General features: G+C 64.7%; 12 protein-coding genes. 4 read left to right on the top strand and 8 right to left on the bottom strand.

From position 1 onward, the window contains the following. The first annotated feature begins 61 nt into the window (after positions 1-61). Positions 62-1,300, top strand: coding sequence for a saccharopine dehydrogenase family protein (locus tag ACMUJL_RS13645; RefSeq protein WP_375573470.1), 1,239 nt, complete (start codon positions 62-64; stop codon positions 1,298-1,300). 9 nt (positions 1,301-1,309) lie between these two features. On the opposite strand, the gene ACMUJL_RS13650 is transcribed toward ACMUJL_RS13645, so the two are convergent. The 3 genes from ACMUJL_RS13650 to ACMUJL_RS13660 are packed head-to-tail and all read right to left on the bottom strand — an operon-like array spanning position 1,310 to position 4,918. Further along, positions 1,310-1,975, bottom strand: a complete 666-nt coding sequence (locus tag ACMUJL_RS13650; RefSeq protein WP_375573468.1) for an ATP-binding cassette domain-containing protein — start codon at positions 1,973-1,975, stop codon at positions 1,310-1,312. Positions 1,976-1,978: 3 nt separating this feature from the next. Then, the gene (locus ACMUJL_RS13655; protein ID WP_375573466.1) at positions 1,979-3,691 is read right to left on the bottom strand and encodes an ABC transporter permease; all 1,713 of its coding nucleotides are present in this window, start codon (positions 3,689-3,691) and stop codon (positions 1,979-1,981) included. Positions 3,692-3,706: 15 nt separating this feature from the next. Further along, a complete protein-coding gene (locus tag ACMUJL_RS13660; protein WP_375573464.1) occupies positions 3,707-4,918 on the bottom strand; it encodes an ABC transporter substrate-binding protein in 1,212 nt (403 codons plus the stop codon). Positions 4,919-5,097: 179 nt separating this feature from the next. On the opposite strand from ACMUJL_RS13660, the gene ACMUJL_RS13665 reads away from it, so the two are divergent. Next, a complete protein-coding gene (locus tag ACMUJL_RS13665; protein WP_375573462.1) occupies positions 5,098-8,310 on the top strand; it encodes a 2Fe-2S iron-sulfur cluster-binding protein in 3,213 nt (1,070 codons plus the stop codon). Between the two features lie 9 nt (positions 8,311-8,319). Here ACMUJL_RS13665 and pncB read toward each other — a convergent pair whose 3' ends face one another. Next, positions 8,320-9,612, bottom strand: a complete 1,293-nt coding sequence (gene pncB, locus ACMUJL_RS13670; RefSeq protein ID WP_375573460.1) for a nicotinate phosphoribosyltransferase — start codon at positions 9,610-9,612, stop codon at positions 8,320-8,322. Positions 9,613-9,674: 62 nt separating this feature from the next. Then, positions 9,675-10,277 (bottom strand): bifunctional nicotinamidase/pyrazinamidase, encoded by a 603-nt coding sequence (pncA, locus tag ACMUJL_RS13675; protein ID WP_375573458.1) that lies wholly within the window; start codon positions 10,275-10,277, stop codon positions 9,675-9,677. Positions 10,278-10,388: 111 nt separating this feature from the next. Between pncA and ACMUJL_RS13680 the strand changes: the two genes are divergently transcribed. Next, on the top strand, positions 10,389-11,303 hold the full coding sequence (locus ACMUJL_RS13680) for a rhodanese-related sulfurtransferase (protein WP_375573456.1): 915 nt from the start codon (positions 10,389-10,391) through the stop codon (positions 11,301-11,303). 3 nt (positions 11,304-11,306) lie between these two features. Here ACMUJL_RS13680 and ACMUJL_RS13685 read toward each other — a convergent pair whose 3' ends face one another. After that, positions 11,307-12,521 carry an MFS transporter gene (locus ACMUJL_RS13685; RefSeq protein ID WP_375573454.1) on the bottom strand — a complete coding sequence of 405 codons (1,215 nt, stop codon included), beginning with the start codon at positions 12,519-12,521 and terminating at the stop codon, positions 11,307-11,309. A 138-nt stretch (positions 12,522-12,659) separates the two neighbouring features. Between ACMUJL_RS13685 and ACMUJL_RS13690 the strand changes: the two genes are divergently transcribed. Continuing rightward, positions 12,660-13,265 (top strand): CDP-alcohol phosphatidyltransferase family protein, encoded by a 606-nt coding sequence (locus tag ACMUJL_RS13690; protein ID WP_375573452.1) that lies wholly within the window; start codon positions 12,660-12,662, stop codon positions 13,263-13,265. A gap of 3 nt (positions 13,266-13,268) precedes the next feature. Here ACMUJL_RS13690 and ugpC read toward each other — a convergent pair whose 3' ends face one another. After that, positions 13,269-14,270 carry a sn-glycerol-3-phosphate ABC transporter ATP-binding protein UgpC gene (gene ugpC / locus ACMUJL_RS13695; RefSeq protein ID WP_375573450.1) on the bottom strand — a complete coding sequence of 334 codons (1,002 nt, stop codon included), beginning with the start codon at positions 14,268-14,270 and terminating at the stop codon, positions 13,269-13,271. Beyond that, on the bottom strand, positions 14,271-15,107 hold the full coding sequence (gene ugpE / locus ACMUJL_RS13700; protein WP_068291332.1) for a sn-glycerol-3-phosphate ABC transporter permease UgpE: 837 nt from the start codon (positions 15,105-15,107) through the stop codon (positions 14,271-14,273). It lies immediately after the preceding gene.

Consider the following 15,107-nt stretch of genomic DNA (forward strand, 5'->3'; position numbering starts at 1 on the left):
GCAGCGCCGGGGTGTGGCGCTTTTCCTGCAACTGGAACCTTAAAGGAGGTCTGGTGACACCATGAAACGCAACGTGCTTATCATCGGCGCCGGTGGCGTGGCTCAGGTCGTGGCGCATAAATGCGCCCAGAACAATGATGTGCTGGGGGACCTGCATATCGCCAGTCGGACGGTCGCGAAATGTCAGGCGATCCTCGACAGCGTCGCTGAAAAAGGCGCGATGAAACAGCCGGGCGTGTTCAAGGCCCATGCGCTGGATGCGCTGGATACCGCCGCCGTGGCGCAGTTGATCCGCGACACGGGCGCCCAGATCGTGATCAACGTGGGCTCGCCCTTCGTGAACATGTCGGTGCTGCAAGCCTGCATCGAAACGGGTGCCGCCTATATGGACACGGCCATCCACGAAGACCCCGCCAAGATCTGCGAGACCCCGCCCTGGTACGGCAATTACGAGTGGAAACGCCGCGAGGCCTGCGAAAAGGCGGGCGTGACCGCCATCCTCGGCATCGGGTTCGATCCGGGCGTGGTCAACGCCTACGCGCGGCTGGCGGCGGATGACTACATGGATACCGTAACCTCCATCGACATCGTCGATATCAACGCAGGCTCGCACGGGCGCTGGTTCTCGACCAATTTCGACCCGGAAATCAACTTCCGCGAATTCACCGGCACGGTCTACAGCTGGCAGAAGGGCGCATGGCAGACCAACACCATGTTCGAGGTCGGCAAGGAATGGGATCTGCCCGTCGTCGGCAAGCAGAAGGCCTATATGACCGGCCATGATGAGGTGCATTCACTGGCCGCAAACTACCCCGACGCCGATGTGCGCTTCTGGATGGGTTTCGGCGATCACTACATCAACGTCTTCACCGTGCTGAAGAACCTCGGCCTGCTGTCCGAACAGCCCGTTACGACTGCCGAAGGGCTGGAAGTGATCCCCCTCAAGGTCGTCAAGGCCGTGCTGCCCGACCCCTCCAGCCTTGCGCCTGATTACGTGGGCAAGACCTGCATCGGTGATCTGGTGAAGGGCAAGAAGGACGGCAAACCTGTCGAGGTCTTCGTCTACAACGTGGCCGACCACAAGGACGCCTATAACGAGGTCGGCAGCCAGGGCATTTCCTTCACCGCAGGCGTGCCTCCGGTTGCGGCGGCCATGCTGATCGCGAATGGCACATGGGACACCGGCACCATGGTGAACGTCGAGGAACTGGACCCCAAGCCATTCCTGACCCTGCTCGATCAGATCGGGCTGCCCACCCGCGTCAAGGATGCGGCGGGCGACAGGCCGTGGAACCAGTAAATCAAACTGTCAGGCAGGCCCCCCGGTCTGCCTGACCTCGCCCAGGGGCGAGATCACCTTGCCCCCCGCCGCCAGCGCATCCTCCTGATCATGGGTCACAAGGATCGCGGGGATGCCTTCGGCGCGCACCCGGCCAAAGACGAAATCCCGCATCTGGCGGCGCAAATCAGCGTCCAGCCGCGAAAACGGCTCATCCAGCAACAGCGCACGTGGCGCACTCAGCAGGCAGCGCATCAGGGCCACACGCGCCCGTTGCCCGCCCGACAATGTCGCCGGGTCACGTGTCGCGAAACCAGCCAGATCGGCAGCTTCCAGCGCCGCCGCGATCCGCGCCTCGCGCGCGGCGCGTCCCTTGACCGATGCAGGCAGGGCAAAGCCAAGATTCTCGCCCACAGACAGATGCGGAAACAGCAGATCATCCTGAAAAAGCAACCCGATCCGGCGCGCCTGCGGGCCCATCCCTTGCAGGTCCTGCCCATCCAGCAGAACCCGGCCCGACACGTCAAATCCCTGGTCGGGTTGGCCGATCAGCACCGACAGCAGCGTGGATTTGCCCGATCCCGACGGACCCATCACGGTCAGGATCTCACCCGCCGCGATGCATTCGTCCAGATCGACCAGACGCCGGTCGCCCAGCGTGATCGTCAGATGATCCAGTCGCAGCCCGTCCGTCATTTCCTAACCCCTGTCCAGCATGCCGCGCCGGTCGCGGAACAGCAGTGCAGGCAGTGCCAGCGCCAGTGCGAAACCGATCAGCGGCATGATCGTCTGTGACAGGGCATAGACCCCGATCAGCCTGCGGTCACCCCCCGATGACAGGGCTACGGCCTCGGTTGTCAGGGTGCTGACACGGCCCATCCCGATCAGCAGCGTGGGCAGATATTGCCCCACCGACACGGCAAACCCCACCGCCGCCGCCGCCAGAACGGGCCGCAGCAGCATGGGCAGGCGCACCCGCCACAGGATCCGGTTCGCCCCCGCACCAAGGCTGGCCGCCACCAGACCCTGCCGCCTGTCCCAGGCCCGCCACGGATCGGACAGCGACAGAAAGACATAAGGCAGCACGAAGACCACATGCGCCGCGATGACGGTGCTTCGCACACCGCCAAGATCGGCCCCGATGGCAAGCGTCTGAAGACCGATCAGAAAGGTCGCCTGCGGCACCAGCAAGGGCAGATAGAGCAGCCAAAGCGCGCGCCGCGTCTGGCGCAGCCCATGGCGATACTCGGCCTCAAGGCAGGCGATGGTCAATCCGATGCTGATCACCGTGGCCGCGGCTCCGATCATCACTGTCTCCAGCGCGGTTCCCGTGACCGTCGCGGATTGACGTGTCCAGTTGCGCCAGGTGAACTGATCGGGCAGCAGGTCGGGAAAGGTCCAGAACCCGGCGACGGACCAGACCGCAAGGCCCAGGATGCCAAGGCCGACCGTCAGCGCCGCGATCAGCGCCAGCCCCATCGACATGGTCCGCGCCGCCCCGTCTGCTGCGAAACGGTGCCCTCTGCGGATGGCCGCGCAGCCCAGCCTTGCCGCAACCGCCTCGCCCCCGCGCCAGAGCAGCAGAAGGCCGATCACCAGCGCCAGTTGCAGGATCGCCCCCGCCGCCGCCTGGAATCGCAGCGACAGGTCGGGGTCGGACAGCCATTCAAGCACCTGCACCGAAAGGGTCGAAGGCCGCGTCGGCCCCAGGATCAGCGCCACGTCGATCACCGAACAGGAATAGGCCAGCACCGCGTAGACCGGCAGGCGGATCTGCGCGTAAAGCCGGGGAAACACGGTCAGGACCCATCCGGCCATGCGCCCGTAGCCCATGGTCTGCGCCACCAGCACCGATCGGCGCGCAGGCACCTGCCCAAGTGCGGCCAGCGTCATCAGCAGCAGAAAGGGCACCTCTTTCACCACCAGTCCCGCCATCAGCGACAGGCCCCAGGGGTCCTGTGTGATCAGGATGTCGGGCGGCTGATCCCAGCCCGTCGCCCAGGGTGACAGCGCCCGCGCGATCCAGCCGGAGGGGGCGATCAGGAAGGCCAGGCCGAAGGCCGCCGCCGCATGGGGCACAGACAAGAGCGGCGATAAGGCCCGTTCGATCACGCCAAAGGCGCGGGTGCCCTGCCATGCGGCGCAGATCATCACGGTGATCAGCAACGAGATGGCCGTGGCACCCAGCCCTGTGACCACGCTCAGCCAGATTGCCCCGCCCAGACCGGGCCAGGCGAACAGTGCGCGCCACGGGTCAAGCGACAGATTGGTGCCGCCAAGCGCCGGATACCAGCCGAAAGCAGGCGCCAGAACGCCCGCAAGGCCAGCGCCCACCGGCAGCAGCAGAACCGCGATGGTGAGGCGCGGTGCCAGCCTCAGCCATGCGTGACGGTTCGCCTCCAGGCTGGGCACCGGACCAGCCCTTGCTTACTGCGCGACGCCGAAGCGCGCCTCCCAATCCGCCGCGATGCGCTGCATCCAGCTGGGATGCGGCTCGGGCAGGGCGGGGCCCAGATCGGCGGGCGACAGGGTGGCGATACCCAGATCAAGGCTTGCGAACTTCGCGGCATCCTCGGGCGAAAGCTTGTCCATCGCCAGCACCGTGGGCGTGCCCATCACGGCGGCATCCTGCTTGTGCAACTGCGCCTCGGCCGACATCAGGTAATTGGCCACCACCATCGCCCCTGCCTTGGCATTGGCGTTGAAGGGGATCGCCAGGAAACTCGCGTTGCCGATGGTGCCGCCATCCAGCACGATGCTGCGCACCGTGTCGGGCAGTTCGAAATTGGCAATCGCTGCCGAAGCCTCGCCGGGGCTGAAGGAAATCGCGATGTCGATCTCATTGTCGGCCAACAGTTGCCGCTGGGCGGGTCCGTTCTGCGGATAGGCCTGCCCTTGCCGCCACAGATGCGGGGTCAGCGCCTCGATATAGGCCCAAAGCGGTGCCGTGACCGCGTCATAATCGGCCGCTTCGACCGGCGCATAAAGCGGCGCGGTATCATCGACCAGCCCAAGCAACGCCTGCTTCAGGAAGGTCGTGCCCAGGAAATCGGGCGGCTGCGGATAGGTGAAACGCCCCAGATTGGCGCTGGCCCAGTCCAGAAAGGCCGGGATCGTGCGCGGCGGTTCCGGCAAGCGGGCGCTGTCATAGTAAAAGACCACGCGCGCCATGCTCCAGGGTGCTTCAAGGCCTTCGACAGGCACGGTGAAATCCGAAACCAGCGCGGGGTTCGCCTCGGGGTCGACCAGGGACCAGTTCGGAATATCCTCGGCCCAGGGACCGAACAGCAGGCCGTTCTCCTTCATCGCGGCGAAATTGGCGCCGTTGATCCAGATCATGTCGATCGAACCGCCCTCGGTGCGGCCCGCCGCCTTCTCGTTCAAAACCGTGCTGACGGCCGTGGCCGTGTCCGACAGTTTCACATGTTCCAGCGTCACGCCGAACTGATCCTGCACCTGCTGGCCGGCCCAGGCGATATAGTCATTGGTGCGCGGATCGCCGCCCCAGGCATTCCAGTAGACCGTCTGGCCGCGCGCCTCTTCCAACACGCTGTCCCAGGCCTTGGGATCGGGGTCGGCAAAGGCCGGCAGGCAAAGGCATGCGACAAGCGCGGTTGTCACTGTCAGTCTGGAAATCATTACGGCTCTCTTTATCTTGGGATGGCCTGTCTGGGGCCGTGCCCGTCGAGAAACACCGCCGGGCGCCGTTTCGTCAACCGTTGGCGTTACACAATTTCGTAGAGCGGCCGTCCCCAAGGTCTTTACACCCGCCGTCCCTTGGCCTTGACTGACCGCAGGACAGGTCCGGGGAGGGGCTGATGGGATTGCGCTTTTTCTCGGACCGCGACAGGCCGGTGCATCTTGGCCCCTATCCGTTGGAGCGTTTGTCCCGGCAGGATGCCCGCCCCGATCTGGCGGATGTGCCCCCGATGCCCGCACTCGATTACCGCCGCCCCGACGCACCGCAGAGCATCGTCAACGCCATGGGCGAATATCAGGCCATGCTCGATGCGATCCGCGACGGTATGGTCAATCGCGCCCGTGCCGTCATTCCCGAGGATCCGCAGGACCGCGCCGACCATCTGAAGGCTTTCGGTTATTTCTCTGATGCCTCGATGGTGGGGATCGGTCCGGTATCGGTCGGGGCCCTGCTGGATCAGCCCCGGCGCAACCCGGATATCGACCGTCTGGCCCATGACCTCAGGACGCGACAGACCAAGACGCTGGCCTCGGGCATCGACATGATCATGGCCGATCTCAAGGAATCGATGGAGGCCCCGCCGCGCGGGATCGTTGGCCACCACACGGCGTTGGTCTTTCTCTACGAACATCACCGCGATCCCCGCCCGGATGAGGCGGGCGCGGACTGGATCATGGATGCGCAGGCCCATCGTGCCTGTCTGCGCGCGGCGGAAACCGCCGTGGTGCTGGCCAATTACATCCGGCTTCTGGGTTTCGATGCCTGCGCGCACAGCTACACGACATCCGATGTCGATCTGCACCAGCTTGCCGTGACGGCGGGGCTGGCCACGGTCGAGGATGGCGCGCTGGTGGCCCCTTGGCTCGGCACGCGCTTTGGTCTGGCCGCCGTGACAACGGATATGGACCTCGCCCATGACCGCCCGCTTGCCCCGATGGCGCAGCAGCCTTGGTTTCGCACCCAAGGCCCCGCTTGGTGGCTGGGCCGGGGCACGGCCAAGTCGGCCCTCAACCGCGATCCTTTCCGTCGCCGCGCCTATGCGATGGGCGCGCACCCGTTTGAAACACTCAAGCGTGTGGACACGCCCACCACCTATATCGACGAGGCGCGCGTCGCCCGTGTGCCCAAGCGCGCCGATCTGTTTGCGCGTGCGCAGTTCGGCGACATGGGCAAGACGGTGCAGAAAGGGGCGACCGGCGGGCATTACGTGCGCAAGTCCGCGCCCAGTTCGGCACAACGCCGCGTGCTGGGCGCTTTCGTGCTGCTGCAGGATGGCGCGCCCGCCCCGGAAAAGACCCGCCTCGATCCGGCCAGGGCCGCCGATCTGGTCAAGGCCGCCGCCTATTTCCTGGGTGTCGATGCGGTGGGGATATCGCGCTGCCCGGATTGGGCGTGGTATTCCCATGATGCGACCGGCGCACCCATCGATCCGCCCCATGATCAGGCGATCAGCATGATCATCGACCAGGGCTATGAGACGATGGAGGGCGCCTCGGGCGATGACTGGATCAGCGTGGCCCAATCCATGCGCGCCTATCTGCGTTTCTCGCTGCTGGGCGGGGTGATTGCGCAGCAGATCCGCAACCTCGGCTACAAGGCCAAGGCGCATAGCGTGATGGATGGCGAGGTGCTGCAACCGCCGCTCCTGCTTTTGTCCGGTCTGGGCGAGGTCAGCCGCATCGGCGAGGTGATCCTCAACCCCTTCCTCGGCCCCCGCCTGAAATCGGGTGTCGTGACCACCGATCTGCCCCTGGCGCATGATCGCCCGATCGACTTCGGATTGCAGCGGTTTTGTGAATCCTGCAACAAATGTGCGCGCGAATGCCCCTCTGGCGCAATCACCGCTGGTCCAAAGCTGATGTTCAACGGCTACGAGATCTGGAAATCCGACAGCCAGAAATGCGCGACCTACCGGATCACCACACCGGGCGGCGCGATGTGCGGGCGCTGCATGAAGACCTGCCCCTGGAACCTTGAGGGGCTTTTCGCCGAAAAGCCCTTCCGCTGGGCCGCGATGCATCTGCCCGGCGCAGCACCGGCGCTGGCGCGGCTTGATGATGCGCTGGGCAAGGGCGGGCTGAACCCGGTCAAGACATGGTGGTGGGACCTCGAGATCGAGGAGGACGGTGGCTATCGCCCGACACGCCACCCGGTCAACCGCCGCGATCTGCAAAAGGATCTGGTGCTACGCTACGAGGATCAGACGCTGGCCGTCTATCCCGCCCCCTTGGCCCCGCATCCCTGGCCCTATCCCGCGCCGATGGACCGCGAGGCGGGGATTGCCGCCTACCAGGGCATGATCCCCGCGCAGGATTACCGCGACCGGCTGGCGCGTGGCGATGACAGCCATGTGCATCGCTACACCGTCCCGCAGGACGCCCCGGTGATCGAGGTGCGCGTGTCACGCGTCGAACGCATGACGCCGGATGTCACGAAATACGAATTCACCGCGCCCGATGGGGGTGATCTGCCGGAATGGACCGCAGGCGCGCATCTCGATATCGTCGTCGCCCCCGAATTCCTGCGGCAATATTCGATGTCGGGCGATCCCGCGGACCGGTCCAAATACCAGATCGGCGTGCTGCGCGAGGATGGCGGGCGGGGCGGGTCGAAACTGATGCATCGCATCTTCACGCCGGGGCGGCGCGTCTTCATCTCGAAACCGATCAACCATTTCGAACTGGTCGAGGATGCTGCGAAAACCCTGCTCATGGGGGGCGGTATCGGGGTCACACCGATGATCGCCTTCGCGCACCGCCTGCATGCGCTGGGGCGGGATTTCAGCCTGCACTATTCCTGTTCCAGCCGCGCGGCGGCGGGATACCTTGACGATCTGGCGGCCATGCCCTGGGCGGACCGCGTGCATCTTCACATGTCCGACGAAGGCAGCCGCGCCGATCTGGAGGGGGTACTGTCAGGCTACCGCGACGGCTGGCACGTCTATACCTGCGGGCCGGTGCGCTACATGGATGCGGTGATCGACGCGGCGGAGCGGCAGGGCTACCCCGACGAGGCGCGGCATCTGGAGTATTTCGCGGTGCCGGAATTGCCCGATTACGTGAACCACCCCTTCACCCTGCGGCTGGCGCGGTCCGGGCGGGAACTGCATGTGCCGGCAGATCGCAGCGCCACCGATGTGCTGGCCGATGCGGGCGTGCATGTGGATGTGAAATGCGCCGATGGCATCTGCGGCGTGTGCAAATGCACCCTGGTGTCGGGCACAGTCGAACACCGCGATTTCGTGCTGTCGCAGGCACAGCGCGCGGGCGCGATCATCCTGTGCCAAAGCCGGGCTGCGGAACCGGACGGGGTGATCGAAATCGACCTCTGACCGTGCCAGTCAGACGACGACCTCCATCGCCTCCTGCTCGCCCACGCCAAAGACACGCTTGTAGCGCGCAATCTCGTCCGCCGGTCCCATCGCCTTGTTGGGATTGTCCGACAGCTTGACCGTGGGTCGCCCGTTGGCCGACACGGCCTTGCAGACAAGGCTGAAGGGCGCCAGCGCGTCATCCTTGACCAGACCGCGGAAATCATTGGTCAGCAGCGTGCCCCAACCGAAGGAGGGGCGAACGCGCCCGGCGAACTGCTTTTGCAGTTCCGCGATCTTCTGCACGTCCAGCCCGTCGGAAAAGATGACCAGCTTCTGGCGCGGATCCTCGCCCCGGCTTTTCCACCAGGCAATGGCGGTTTCCGCCCCTGCCGCCGGGTCGCCGCTGTCGATGCGGATGCCGGTCCAGCCCGCCAGCCAGTCAGGCGCATTCCGCAGAAAACCCTGGCTGCCATAGGTGTCGGGCAGGATGATGCGCAGGTTGCCGTCATGCTCCTCGTGCCAGTCGGCCAGAACCCGGTAGGGGGCCTCGCGCAGGGCTTCGTCATCCTCGGCCAGGGCGGCATAGACCATCGGCAGTTCATGGGCATTGGTGCCGATCGCCTCGATATCGCGCTTCATCGCGATCAGACAATTCGAGGTGCCGACGAACTTGTCTCCCAACCCTTCGATCAGCGCCTGTACGCAGCGATCCTGCCAGAGATAGGAATGCCGCCGCCGTGTCCCGAAATCGGCCAGGCGCAGCCCATCGACCTCGCGCAGTGCCTCGACCTTTTCCCAAAGCTTGGTCATGGCGCGGGCGTAAAGCACCTGCAGCTCGAACCGGCCCATGGTGTTCAGGACCGCGCGTCCGCGCAGCTCCATCAGCACGGCCAGGGCGGGGATTTCCCACATCATCACCTCGGGCCAGCTGCCTTCGAACGTCAGCTCGTACTGGTCGCCCTTGCGTTCCAGGTGATAGGGCGGCAGCCGCAGCGCCTCGAACCATTCCATGAAATCGGGGCGGAACATCTGCCGCTTTCCGTAAAAGGTATTGCCGCGCAGCCAGGTGCTTTCGCCGCGTGTCAGCGACAGCGACCGGATGTGATCCAGCTGCTCGCGCAATTCACCCTCGTCGATCAGCTTGGCCAGCGGAACATGCGTGGATCGGTTGATCAGGCTGAAGGTCACCTGCGTGTCGGGCTTGTTGCGGAACACCGACTGGCACATCAGCAGCTTGTAGAAATCCGTGTCGATCAGCGACCGCACGATCGGGTCGATCTTCCAGCGGTGATTCCAGACGCGGGTGGCGATATCGACCATGGGGCGGCTCCGTCAATGTGCCATGCGCTTAAATCAAAGGGGGCGTGGTGTGTCCAGCGGCGTCACGCCAGCCTGACACCGGCCGCCCGCATCGCATCCAGTGCGGCATCCAGCGATCCGTTCAGGTCGATGGCGCGGCACAGATCCAGCCGCACGGTCACGTCAAAGCCAAGGCGCGCCGCATCCTGCGCCGAATAGGCGACGCAGAAATCGGTGGCCAGACCCACCAGCGTCAGATGGGTGATGCCGCGCGTCTTCAGATAGCCTTCCAGCCCGGTTGCGGTGGTGCGGTCATTCTCGAAAAAGGCGGAATAGCTGTCGATGGCGCGGCGGAACCCCTTGCGGATGATCAGATCGGCCGGATCCGTGTGCAGCCCGGGATGAAAGGCGGCGCCCCGGCTGCCCCAGACGCAGTGATCGGGCCACAGGACCTGGGGGCCATATGGCATCTCTGTCAGGTCATAGGCGGCGGCGCCGGGATGTTCGGACGCGAAGGACGCATGATCGGCCGGATGCCAGTCCTGCGTCAGCACCACGCAAGGGATCTGCTGCATCAGCGCGTTGATCCCCGGCACGATCACATCACCCTCAGGCACGGCCAGCGCGCCGCCGGGGCAAAAGTCGTTCTGCACGTCGATCACGATCAGGGCATGGTTTTCTGACATGGCGGGCCTCCTGTCCTTGTCACGAAAGGGGTAGGGGCTTGGCGCGCGCGCGTCAATGTCGCGCGGCCTGCAGGCTTGCACGAGACCACGCGCAGGCGTAAATCGCAGCCCATGCATATTGTCGCCGCTCTCTATCACTTCACCCGTTTCGACGATCCCGCCGCGATCAAGCCCGCGCTGGCGCAGTTGTGTTGCGGGCAGGGTGTCACCGGCACGCTGCTGCTGGCGGCTGAGGGGATCAACGGCACCATCGCAGGCAGCCGCGCGGGCATCGACGCGGTGCTGGCCCATATCCGCGCTCTTCCGGGTTGCGCCGATCTGGAGTGGAAGGAAAGCACCGCCAGCGCGCCGCCCTTCGCCCGGATGAAAGTACGCCTGAAGCGCGAGATCGTCACGATGGGCCAGCCCGATGTGGACCCGCGCGCCCGCGTCGGCCACTACGTCGAACCTGCCGACTGGAACGCGCTGATCACCGCGCCGGATGTGGCCGTCATCGACACCCGCAATGATTACGAGGTGGCCATCGGCACGTTTCAGGGCGCGGTCGATCCCGAAACAGCCAGCTTCCGCGACTTTCCCGCATGGTGGGAGGCGAACAAGCACCGTTTCCACAACAAGCGCATCGCGATGTTCTGCACCGGCGGTATCCGCTGCGAGAAAAGCACGAATTACCTGCTGGGGCAGGGGGTCGAGGATGTCTATCACCTCAAGGGCGGCATCCTGAAATACCTCGAAGAGGTGCCAGAAGCCGAAAGCACATGGCAGGGTGAATGCTTTGTCTTCGACCGCCGCGTCTCCGTGGGCCACGGGTTGACCGAGGGGCCGCACCTTCTGTGCCACGCGTGCCGCCGCCCGATCCTGCCGCAAGATCGCATCCGCCCGGAATACGAGGAAGGCGTCGCCTGCCATCACTGCGTCGATGAAACCTCGGATGAGGACAAGGCCCGTTTCCGCGAACGCCAGAAACAGATCGCACTGGCCCGCGCGCGCGGCGAGGCGCATCTGGGTGGGGTCACCGGGCTTTAGGGATCAGGCCGCGGCCAGCCGCATCGCGCGGCGCGACCGTGTGAGGATCAGCAGGATGATCCCGATGTTCAGGAAGTTCCACGCGATCCCGTTGATGAAGGCCATGTGATAGCTGCCCGTCAGGTCATAGATCCAGCCCGACATCCAGCCGCCGATCGCCATGCCGATGATCGTCGCCATGATCACGAAACCCACGCGCGCCCCTGCCTCGCGCGCGGGCATGTATTCGCGCACGATCACCGCATAGCTGGGCACGATGCCCCCCTGGCTGAGGCCGAAGATCAGGCTGACCACATAGAGCGACACCAGCCCGCCCGCTGGCAGATAGAGAAACAGTGCCAGACATTGCAGCGCCGATCCGATCAGCAGGGTCATCACGCCCCCCAAACGGTCTGCCAGCAGCCCCGAGATCAGGCGCGATACAACGCCCCCCATCAGCATCAGCGACAGCATCTCGGCGCCCACGGCGGGGCCGTATCCCAGATCGACGCAATAGGCCACGATATGCACCTGCGGCATCGACATGGCGACGCAGCAGCCGATGCCCGCAAGGCCCAGCATCCACATCAGCGCGCGCGGCGAAAATCCCGCCGATTTCGCCCGTGATGCGGTGATGCTGTCGGAATGGGCGCTTGCCTCCAGCGGCACCCGCGCGCGCAGGAACAGCGACAGGGGAATGACGCCCACGACGGTCACGACGGCCAGCACCATGTAGACCGCGCGCCAGCCATGATCGGCCAGAACCCCCGACAGCAGTAGCGGCCAGATCGCGCCGGACAGGTAGTTGCCACTGGCGGCGATCGCCACGGCAATGCCGCGCCGCTTGAGGAACCACAGCGAGACATCGGCGATCAGCGGGCCAAAGCTTGCCGCCGTACCGAAGCCGATCACCAGTTGCAGGAACGACAGCGTCCAGACCGAGCCTGCGACAGATGCCAGCGCAAACCCGCCCCCGATGGTCAGCGCCGACACGGACAGCGCCACGGTGATCCCGAAGCGGTCCACCGCGCGGCCGATCATCAGGTTGCCAAGCGCAAAACCGATCATCGTCAGCGTATAGGGCAGGGCGGCATCGGCGCGGGCTGTCTGAAACTCGGCCTGCATGGCGGGCATGATGACGATGATCGCCCACATGCCGACATTGCCGATCGTGGCGATCAGCAAGGACACGCCAAGGCGGATCCAGGAATAGCGGCTATCCAGTGCGTCAATACCCATGCCGCGACGCTAGCCCCGGCTCTTGCACTTGTATAGGGCGCGTGCGACCTGCGGGTGACGCAAATGTGTGCAAGGGTGCAAGACAGGTGACACTTGCCCGGTGTATCCTGCCCCGAAACGTCGAAGGACCCGCAAAAAATGATCGACGCCCTGATCCTGCCCACGCAGCGCCGCGTCCTGCATCCGCTGGCATTGGCGCTGTACCGGCGCGGGGTGGTGGCTGACCGGATCACGCTGGCGGGCTTTGGCCTTGGTCTGCTGGCGGTGCCGGCCCTGGCCCTTGGCTGGTACGGGGCGGCGCTGGCGCTGATCCTGCTGAACCGGCTGGCCGACGGCCTTGACGGGGCGGTGGCCCGCCTTGGCACCCCCACGGATCGCGGCGCGTTTCTGGATATCGCGCTGGATTTCGTCTTCTACGCCGTGGTGCCGCTTGGCTTCGCGCTGGCCGACCCCGCCGCCAATGCCCTGCCCGCCGCCGTGCTGATCGCGGCCTTCGTCGGCACCGGATCGAGCTTTCTGGCCTTTGCCGTGATCGCCGCCAAGCGTGGCCTCAGCGCCGAGGATTATCCAAGCAAGGGCATCTTCTACCTTGGCGGCCTGACCGAAGGGTTCGAAACCATCGCGCTGTTCGTGGCCATGTGCCTCTGGCCCATGCTTTTCGCGCCGCTCGCCTATGTCTTTGCCGCCGCGTGCGCCCTGACCACGCTCACCCGCTGGTGGCAGGGCTGGCAGATGTTCCGCTAGCGGTCAGATCCGCTTGCCATCCTCGCCAAAGACCATCATCGCCGCATCGTCCCAACCCAGCCACAGATCGGTGCCTTCCGAGGGCAGCGGCAGATGCCCACCCTGGCGCACGGTGATCAGCTGCCCGTTGGGCAACCGCAGATGCACCAGTGTCTCGGCCCCCAAAGCCTCGCAATAGGCGACGCGCGCCTGCAACCGCGTCGGGCTGTCTGTCAGCTTGATATGTTCGGGGCGGATGCCCACGGTCTTGCCGACCGTTACGCCGATGCTGCCCGCCGGCATGAAATTCGTGGCCGGCGATCCGATGAAGCCCGCAACGAATTCGGTCTGCGGGTTCTCGTATACTTCCAACGGCTTGCCGATCTGGTCGGCCACGCCCGCGTTCATCACGATCATCCGGTCGGCCAGCGTCATCGCCTCGACCTGATCATGGGTCACATACAATGACGTAACCCCCAATTCCCGCTGCAACTGCTTGATCTCAAGCCGCATCTGCACGCGCAGCTTGGCGTCAAGGTTCGACAGGGGCTCGTCGAACAGGAACACCGCAGGCTTGCGCACAATCGCGCGCCCCATGGCCACGCGCTGGCGCTGACCGCCCGACAATTCACGCGGCTTGCGCTGCAGATAGGGCTCCAGCTGCAACAGCTTGGCCGCGGATGCGACACGCGCCGCGATCTCGTCCTTCGGCGTCTTCGCGATCTTCAACCCGTAGGCCATGTTGTCGAAGACCGACATGTGCGGATAAAGCGCGTAGTTCTGGAACACCATGGCGATGTTGCGTTCCATCGGCTCGGCCTCGTTGACGCGCTGGTCATTGATGCGGATCTCGCCGCTGGTGATGCCTTCCAGCCCCGCCACCATCCGCAGCAGCGTGGACTTGCCGCAGCCTGATGGCCCGACGATCACGATGAATTCGCCATCGGTCACGTCGATATCCACGCCGTGGATCACATCCGTCGCGCCAAAGGATTTGCGCACGTTATCAAGGGTCAGGGTCGCCATTTATTTCTCGCTATCAACTAGGCCGCGGATGAAAAGCTTCTGCATCGAGATGACCACGATCACCGGCGGCACCATGGCCAGAATGGATGTCGCCATGATCACCGGCCAGTCGGCCAGATCGTCGCCCGATGGGAACATCTGCCGGATGCCCATGACGATGGTGTTCATCGACGGATCGGTGGTGATCAGAAGTGGCCAGAGGTACTGGTTCCAGCCATAGATGAACAGGATCACGAAGAGGGCCGCGATATTGGTGCGGCTCATCGGCAGAAGGATATGCCAGAAGAACTGCATCGGGCTTGCGCCATCGACGCGCGCGGCTTCGGTCAATTCGTCCGGCACTGTCAGAAAGAACTGCCGGAACAGGAAGGTCGCCGTGGCCGATGCGATCAGCGGAAAGATCAGGCCCGAATAGCTGTTGAGCATCCCGAAATTCGCGATCACCTCGTAGGTGGGCACGATCCGCACCTCGACCGGCAGCATCAGGGTCAGGAAGATCAGCCAGAAAAAGATCGTCCGCCCCGGAAAGCGGAAATAGACGATGGCAAAGGCCGAGGTCAGCGAGATTACGATCTTCCCGATGGTGATGCCCAGCGCCATGATCAGCGAATTCAGCATCATCATCGCCACGGGCGCGTTGACACCGGACAGCAGCGCCTTGCTGTAATTCTCGAAGAACTGGTCGCCCGGCAACAGGGGCATGGGCGGGCGCACGATCTCGGGCTGGGTCACGGTGGACGCGACAAAGGCCAGCCAGATCGGAAAGAAGATGAACAGAACGCCGATGATCAGACCCAGATGGGTCAGCCAATGGCCAAGGCCGCGTTTTTCCACCAT

The organism is Seohaeicola sp. (genome assembly GCF_048006315.1).
Lineage (GTDB): Bacteria > Pseudomonadota > Alphaproteobacteria > Rhodobacterales > Rhodobacteraceae > Seohaeicola.

Coding starts and splice junctions, on each gene's coding strand:
- ACMUJL_RS13645 (WP_375573470.1), top strand. CDS start 62: ATGAAACGCAACGTGCTTATCATCGGCGCCGGTGGCGTGGCTCAGGTC.
- ACMUJL_RS13650 (WP_375573468.1), bottom strand. CDS start 1,975: ATGACGGACGGGCTGCGACTGGATCATCTGACGATCACGCTGGGCGAC.
- ACMUJL_RS13660 (WP_375573464.1), bottom strand. CDS start 4,918: ATGATTTCCAGACTGACAGTGACAACCGCGCTTGTCGCATGCCTTTGC.
- ACMUJL_RS13665 (WP_375573462.1), top strand. CDS start 5,098: ATGGGATTGCGCTTTTTCTCGGACCGCGACAGGCCGGTGCATCTTGGC.
- pncB (WP_375573460.1), bottom strand. CDS start 9,612: ATGGTCGATATCGCCACCCGCGTCTGGAATCACCGCTGGAAGATCGAC.
- pncA (WP_375573458.1), bottom strand. CDS start 10,277: ATGTCAGAAAACCATGCCCTGATCGTGATCGACGTGCAGAACGACTTT.
- ACMUJL_RS13680 (WP_375573456.1), top strand. CDS start 10,389: ATGCATATTGTCGCCGCTCTCTATCACTTCACCCGTTTCGACGATCCC.
- ACMUJL_RS13685 (WP_375573454.1), bottom strand. CDS start 12,521: ATGGGTATTGACGCACTGGATAGCCGCTATTCCTGGATCCGCCTTGGC.
- ACMUJL_RS13690 (WP_375573452.1), top strand. CDS start 12,660: ATGATCGACGCCCTGATCCTGCCCACGCAGCGCCGCGTCCTGCATCCG.
- ugpC (WP_375573450.1), bottom strand. CDS start 14,270: ATGGCGACCCTGACCCTTGATAACGTGCGCAAATCCTTTGGCGCGACG.
- ugpE (WP_068291332.1), bottom strand. CDS start 15,107: ATGGTGGAAAAACGCGGCCTTGGCCATTGGCTGACCCATCTGGGTCTG.